Source organism: Mycolicibacter sinensis (genome assembly GCF_001667945.1).
GTDB lineage: Bacteria > Actinomycetota > Actinomycetes > Mycobacteriales > Mycobacteriaceae > Mycobacterium > Mycobacterium sinense_B.
The window spans coordinates 23061-29635 of record NZ_LZJK01000119.1 but is presented as its reverse complement, the minus strand read 5'-3'; the positions used below and the strand labels follow the sequence as shown (position 1 = coordinate 29635).

The following is a 6575-nucleotide window of genomic DNA, read 5'->3' as shown; positions in this document are numbered from 1 at the left end:
CTCGTCAACGTGCCGCCCAGGTGGCGCGGGTCCGCCGTCATAACCGCGCCCGGCGTGCCGCCAATGAGCGCGACTGCGGCATCGCTGCGGCAGCGGACGCTGGACAGTGAGGCTCAGCGCGTCGGCAAGTTCGGGAATGACATCGGCGCTTCCGGGTTTGGTTTCAAAGCTCACCCCGGTTGGGCTCGTCCAGATCACGGTTCCGTCGGGCGACTGCCGATCCGACCACCCGCCGAAGGTCTTCATGCGGTGATGAAACCGGCACATGCACTTGAGGTTGCTCACAAGTTCTTAAACTACCCCTAGCAGCGCGGCCCTGGTGCTGGCCAAGGCGGGCGGTGGGAGGTGACGCAGACGCGGGCTTGTTCGTGGGTGTCGCTGCCGCCGGCACTGAGGCACAACACGGGCGGCGCGGCCGACGTCGGGACTGGGCCGGTGAGGTGAACAGTTGTCCAGCGGGAGCATCTGAGGGTATCCGTGCGCCCATGCGGTCGTAGTCCGTGGGTCGAGGTCCGCGGCGCTGATGTGCCCCAGCTCGGAGGTGTGTGCGCCCGCCGGCGAGCAGCAGTTCGGCGGTAGCGGCGTGCCGGATCCGGCATGTTCGCCGAACATGCCGGATCAGGGCGGCCTCGTCGTCGGACAGCGCGCGCCGCGCCGAGGATCGGCGGGCGTGAATGTCGATGTCGGTGGTGGGTCATCGAGGGTCAAGTGCATCCGGCGGGCGGTTCGATAAGACGCGCGCAGTATGGCGCGGCGGTTTGTGCATCGGCACGATGGCCGCCTCGGATACGACATCGCGGCGGGTGCAGCGGGCGGTGAGTGAGTTCCCGGACGAGCGCGGCGGCCTTTAGCCGGCCCGGCGGGTTAGAGCTTGCTGAAGCAGTCCAGGCCGGACTGCGACTGCGACGACGCCGGGATGGTGGCGTTACTGCTCGAGAACGTGGCCTCCACACCGCTATCGGTCACCTTCACACCGTCGGCGTGGATGCCCAACGGGTAGTTCTTGGTAGCCTTCGAAGTGAGGTCGTCGAGGTGCTGCTGCACCGACTGGGTGGACATGCTGGAGCCCAGCGCACTCAGGGCGATCACCTGCAGCGACAGCCCGTTGTCAACGATCTGCGGTTTGAGGGTGGCGCTATCCAGCAGACCTGTCAATTTGATGGTGCCGTCGTTGGGGTTGGTTTCGACCTTGCTGGAAACTAGGTCGCCAATCGCCGGGATGGCATCCTGGATCGACTGCTTGATGCCGTCCGCCGACCAGGTGATGCTGCCGTTCAGGGAGCCGATCGTGCCCTTGGAGTCGCTGGTCTTGTCCACCCGGATGCCCTGAATATCGATGCTGACCTGCATGCCCTTGGCGCTGCGCACCTGATTGCCCGCGGTCTGCACGGAGATGTTGGGGTAGTGACCGGTGAGGTACTGCCACAGCACTGGGGGCGTCGTGCTGAACGACACGCTGGCGCTGTCTTCTACCTCGCACTGCATCGCATCGGCCACCACACTGCCCGCGTAATGCCGGGCGTAGAACTCGCTGCCGGTCAGCACTGCGACGACGATCGCCAGCCCGATGGCAACGACCAATACGATGGATTCCGGGCCGCGGAAGAAACGCCGGTTCGACGATGCTGTCATCTGCACGATTTTGCCGGATCAATCTGAACGGAGCCCCAACGGCTCCGGATTGCTGTTCGGCAGAGGGTAGCGAAGCGCGGCTATTGCCCTGTGCGACGGACGGTGGCGTTGCGCGTCGACTACTTGGCCACCACGCCGGAGTCGGCGACGGCCCTTCTGTCGGGGGTGAATACCCAGCGCGGCATTTGCTGGCCGGTTCGTTGGTGAAGGTGTCAGGCGGGCTGAATGTTGTCCTTGGTCAACGCCACGAACATCCCGGCCGGCCCGGACATGCTGACCACGTGCAGCGACAGCGCGTCGTTTCCCGCCTTGGGCTCAACCGTGGCGCCGCCGAGCGCACCCTGATTCAGCAGTTCTTCGCCCACATTGCCTCGACGGCGGCCCCGCGCCCGACCCGACCAGCCGCCCAACTGGTGATCCGCCGACAGGTCCAAAACTGATCATCCGGCGACCGGGTCACGAATGGACCATGGTGCCACATCAGCAGCGTCTACTGTGCGCAATAGGGCCGGTCGTCGGGCACCCGCCGTATTCGCTTTGCTACCTATGGTTGGTCGGTTCAACGAGCAGTGTCGAGCGGTCAGCAGCGCGGCGAGCGCGCCGGCGGATGATGAAGACCGTCGCGGCGGCGATGAGCACGGAGCTGGTCGCGGCGATGATGAGAGCGGTGGGCGAGTGCAATGAGTGGGCCGCGGCCCGCCAGTTGGCGCCGATCGCGTAGCCGGCTGCGGCCAGTGCAGTGGTCCAGGGCAGGCAGCCGAGCAGGGTGTAGACGCCGAAGCGTAGCGGTCGCATGCCGGCGAGTCCGGCGGGCAGTGAGATGAAGCTGCGGATGACCGGCAGCAGGCGTCCGTAGAACACCGAGGCGGCGCCGTGGCGGGTGAACCAGCGCTGGGCCCGGTCGAGGTGGGTCTCGTTGAACCACCAGTGGTGGCCCCAGCGGCGCAGCGCGGCCCGGCCACCGTAGTGGCCCGCCGCCCAGCCCAGATAGCTGCCGACCAGGTTGCCGGCGGTGCCGGCCCCGATCACCAGGGGAAGGTCCATGTGTACGCCCGCCACCGCGCCGCCGGCCAGCGCCCCACCGAGCAGCATGGTGACCTCGGAGGAAATCGGGATGCCGGCCCCCTCGGCCACCATCAGCGCAAAGACCGCGACCAGCCCGAAGCTGATAATGAACTGCTGCATGGGTCCTCTTTCTGGGCGACCCCCTACGGCTGTACGGGGTGAGTCATTTGTCGGGGTGGTGTCACGTGCCGACCAGACTCATATCCAACAATATATGTTGATATTGCAATGGTTAGATGTTAGCGTCAACGGGCGGAGAACGAAACGGCTTTGCCATCTGGGGCAGAGCGGGAATGAAAGGTGCTGGTCGCAATGTATGCGTTGTTGGGTAAGGCGGGGGCCGCGGTGGTCACCGGGCTGGTCGGGGTGAGCGCCTATGAGCTGTTGAAGAAGGCGCTCGGGAAGGCGCCGGTTCGGCGGGCTGCGGTGGTGACGACGGAGTTGGGTTTGCGCGGGACGCGCTGCGCCGAGGTCGCCGCGGAGTCGGCGCGGCTGAAGATGTCCGATGTGTTCGCCGAGGCCCGCGAGCGTATCGGCGAAGAGGTTCAGCCTCCGGCTGCCGCTGACGTGCACGACCACGACCACTGATCGCCAACATGACTGTTGCTGTTGCTAGCGACCCTGCGCTGACGCTCGTTTCGGATGCGGGAGCCGATGATCCCGCCCTCAGGGTTGTGTCTGATGCGGCCGGGCGGATGCGGGTCACGGTTGGGTGGGTCTGTTCAAATTCGCGTCGCGCCGTAGCGGTGGAGGAGTCGGTGGGCCGGCTGCCCGGGGTGCGGGCGGTACACGCCTATCCGCACACCGGATCGGTGGTGGTGTGGTATTCGCCGCGGCGCGCCGACCGCTCGGCGCTGCTGGCGGCGATCGCCGCAGCCGCGCATGTGGCCGACGAGCTGATCCCGGCGCGCACGCCGCGCTCAGCGGATGTCCGCAACACCGATGTGCTGCGCATGGTGATCGGCGGGGTGGCCCTGTTTTTATTGGGTGTTCGCCGCTACGGCTTCCGGCGGCCGCCGATGCTGGGCCCGAGCGGGCAGCTGGTCGCCACCGGGGCAACCATCTTCATGGGCTATCCGTTCCTGCGCGGTGCGCTGCGGTCGCTGCGCTCGGGTCGCGCCGGCACCGACACGCTGGTCACCGCGGCGATCATCGCCAGCCTGGTGCTGCGGGAGAACGTGGTCGCGCTCACCGTGCTGTGGCTGCTCAACATCGGTGAGTATCTGCAGGATCTCACCGTGCGGCGCACCCGGCGGGCGATCTCGGAGTTGCTGCGCGGCACCGCCGACACCGCCTGGATCCGTACCGCGGACGGCACCGAGGTCCAGGTGCCGATCGACACGGTGGAGATCGGTGACGAGGTGATCGTGCACGATCATGTGGCGATCCCGGTCGATGGCGAGGTGATCGACGGGGAGGCGATCGTCGATCAGGCCGCGATCACCGGGGAAAACCTGCCGGTCAGCATCGGAGTCGGATCGCCGGTGCATGCCGGGTCGGTGGTGGTGCGCGGCCGGCTGGTGGTGCGCGCCAGCGCGGTGGGTAAGGAAACGGTTATCGGCCGCATCGTTACCCGCGTCGAGGAGGCCCAACTCGATCGGGCGCCGATCCAGACCGTTGGGGAGAACTTCTCGCGGCGCTTCGTGCCCGCCTCGTTCATCTTGTCCGGACTCACCTTGCTGCTTACCGGGGATGTCCGCCGGGCGATGACCATGCTGCTGATCGCGTGTCCGTGCGCGGTGGGATTGTCCACGCCGACGGCGATCAGTGCGGCGATCGGCAATGGGGCCCGTCGGGGCATCCTGATCAAGGGCGGGTCGCATCTGGAGCGGGCCGGGCAGGTGGACGCGATGGTGTTCGACAAGACCGGCACACTCACGGTGGGGCGCCCGGTGGTGACGAATATCGTCGCGTTGCATAAGGACTGGCAGCCAGAAGAGGTACTGGCCTATGCGGCCAGCTCCGAGATCCACTCCCGCCACCCGCTGGCCGAGGCGGTGATCCGCTCGACCGAGGAACGCCATATCAGCATTCCGCCGCACGAGGAGTGCGAGGTGCTGGTCGGTTTGGGCATGCGCACCTGGGCCGACGGGCGGGTCCTGCTGTTGGGTAGCCCGTCGCTGCTGCGCAGCGAAAAGGTTCGGGTGTCGAAGAAGGCCACCGAGTGGGTCGACAAGCTGCGTCGGCAGGCCGAAACCCCGCTGCTACTGGCGGTGGATGGCACGCTGGTGGGGTTGATCAGCCTGCGCGACGAGGTCCGTCCCGAGGCGGCCGAGGTGCTGATGAAGCTGCGAGCCAACGGGATACGCCGGATCATCATGCTGACCGGCGACCATGCCGATACCGCCGCGGCGGTCGCCGCCGAACTCGGCATCGACGAGTGGCGCGCCGAGGTGTTGCCCGACGACAAACTGGAGGTGGTGCGCGCGCTGCAGGCCGAGGGCTATGTGGTCGGGATGGTCGGTGACGGGGTCAACGACGCCCCGGCCCTGGCCAGCGCCGATATCGGGATCGCCATGGGTTTGGCCGGTACCGATGTGGCTGTGGAGACCGCCGATGTCGCGTTGGCCAACGACAACCTGCACCGTGTGCTCGACGTGCCCGACCTGGGCGCACGAGCCGTTCAGGTCATCCGGCAGAACTACGGCATGTCCATCGCGGTCAACGCTGCTGGGCTGCTGATCGGGGCCGGCGGGGCACTGTCTCCGGTGCTCGCCGCGGTTCTGCACAACGCGTCCTCGGTGGCGGTGGCCACCAACAGCTCCCGGCTGATCCGCTACCGACTGGCTAGTAACGGATCGCGTGATGCCGGTAACGGATCGCGTGATGGCGGGGTCGCATCCACCGAGACTGAGGGGCCCGTCGCCGGCAGCGCAACGGCATGATGGGGTCCCGTCGGGGGATCCAGAACCGGGGCCCCGCTCACGGTAATCTAAGGGCGTCATGGGTGGTGAGCGTCGGGCGTCGATGAACGGGGTGCCTACCGCCAGGTCGTGGCGGTAGGCACCCCGGCCTGGGGGGCGACCGCCTACAATCGAGGTCACCCGGGGCCCCACCGGGTGATGCGTTGAGTGGCGGCTGCGCGCTGCTGAGCCGGTAGGTGTGGCGGTCGTGGGTGCCTTCGTGGCCTGCCTAGAAGAGCAATCAAATACAGGATGGTGAGGTTGTGGTGGCTGACTTCGATCCGGCGGGCAGTCCCGCCGAGGTGGTCGACGACACATGCTGTGCGGAATCGGGGCACGCTGCGCCGGCACCGGTCGTGCGGGACGCGGGATGGCTGCGGGCTGCCGGGTGGGCGCGGGGGCTGGCGTGGATCAGCCTGGTGTTTCTGGCCGCGGAGGCCGTGGTGGGCGTGTGGCAGGGATTGGCGGCCGGGTCGGTCGCCCTGACCGGCTGGGCGCTGGGCAGTGTGGCCGAGGCATTTGCCGGCGTGGTGGTGATCTGGCGGTTCACCGGCTCGCGGACCCTGTCGGCGACCGCCGAGCGCCGCGCGCAAATCGGTGTGGCGGTGTCGTTTTGGCTGACCGCCCCCTACGTCGCCACGGAATCCCTGCGTCACCTGCTCGGGGAACGCCACGCCGAGAGCAGCGTGATCGGCGTCGTGTTGACCGCGTTCGCGGTACTGGTGATGCCGGTCTTGGGTCGCGGCCAACGCATCCTCGGCTCGCGGCTGGCCTCGGCGGCCACCGCGGGGGAAGGCGCGCAGAACTATCTGTGCGCCATACAGGCCGCCGCAGTACTGATCGGTTTGGCGGTGACCGCCAACTGGTCGGGCGGCTGGTGGCTTGATCCGGTGATCGGGCTCGGTGTTGCCGCCGCCGCGGTCTGGCAAGGTTTTCGGTCCTGGCGGGGTGAGGACTGCGGCTGCTGAGCGATGA

General features: G+C 67.5%; 6 protein-coding genes and 1 pseudogene. 3 read left to right on the top strand and 4 right to left on the bottom strand.

All coding sequences use genetic code 11. The features are described from left to right. From A5694_RS24310 to A5694_RS15805, 4 genes and pseudogenes are all read right to left on the bottom strand, one after another. A pseudogene (locus A5694_RS24310) lies at nucleotides 1–246 on the bottom strand (hypothetical protein); the annotation flags it as partial. A gap of 618 nt (nucleotides 247–864) precedes the next feature. After that, complete coding sequence (locus tag A5694_RS15810) at nucleotides 865–1632, bottom strand: LmeA family phospholipid-binding protein (protein ID WP_064922828.1); 768 nt, start codon at nucleotides 1630–1632, stop codon at nucleotides 865–867. A gap of 212 nt (nucleotides 1633–1844) precedes the next feature. Beyond that, on the bottom strand, nucleotides 1845–2066 hold the full coding sequence (locus A5694_RS23730) for a hypothetical protein (RefSeq protein ID WP_131809607.1): 222 nt from the start codon (nucleotides 2064–2066) through the stop codon (nucleotides 1845–1847). A gap of 106 nt (nucleotides 2067–2172) precedes the next feature. Continuing rightward, nucleotides 2173–2817 (bottom strand): DedA family protein, encoded by a 645-nt coding sequence (locus A5694_RS15805; RefSeq protein WP_064922827.1) that lies wholly within the window; start codon nucleotides 2815–2817, stop codon nucleotides 2173–2175. Nucleotides 2818–3009: 192 nt separating this feature from the next. On the opposite strand from A5694_RS15805, the gene A5694_RS15800 reads away from it, so the two are divergent. The 3 genes from A5694_RS15800 to A5694_RS15790 all read left to right on the top strand — a co-directional run bounded on the left by A5694_RS15800 (nucleotide 3010) and on the right by A5694_RS15790 (nucleotide 6568). Next, nucleotides 3010–3285 (top strand): DUF1490 family protein, encoded by a 276-nt coding sequence (locus A5694_RS15800; protein WP_064922839.1) that lies wholly within the window; start codon nucleotides 3010–3012, stop codon nucleotides 3283–3285. 107 nt (nucleotides 3286–3392) lie between these two features. Next, nucleotides 3393–5582, top strand: coding sequence for a manganese-exporting P-type ATPase CtpC (gene ctpC / locus A5694_RS15795; protein WP_234787935.1), 2190 nt, complete (start codon nucleotides 3393–3395; stop codon nucleotides 5580–5582). 320 nt (nucleotides 5583–5902) lie between these two features. Further along, nucleotides 5903–6568 (top strand): cation transporter, encoded by a 666-nt coding sequence (locus A5694_RS15790; RefSeq protein ID WP_064922837.1) that lies wholly within the window; start codon nucleotides 5903–5905, stop codon nucleotides 6566–6568. Nucleotides 6569–6575: the final 7 nt, after the last annotated feature.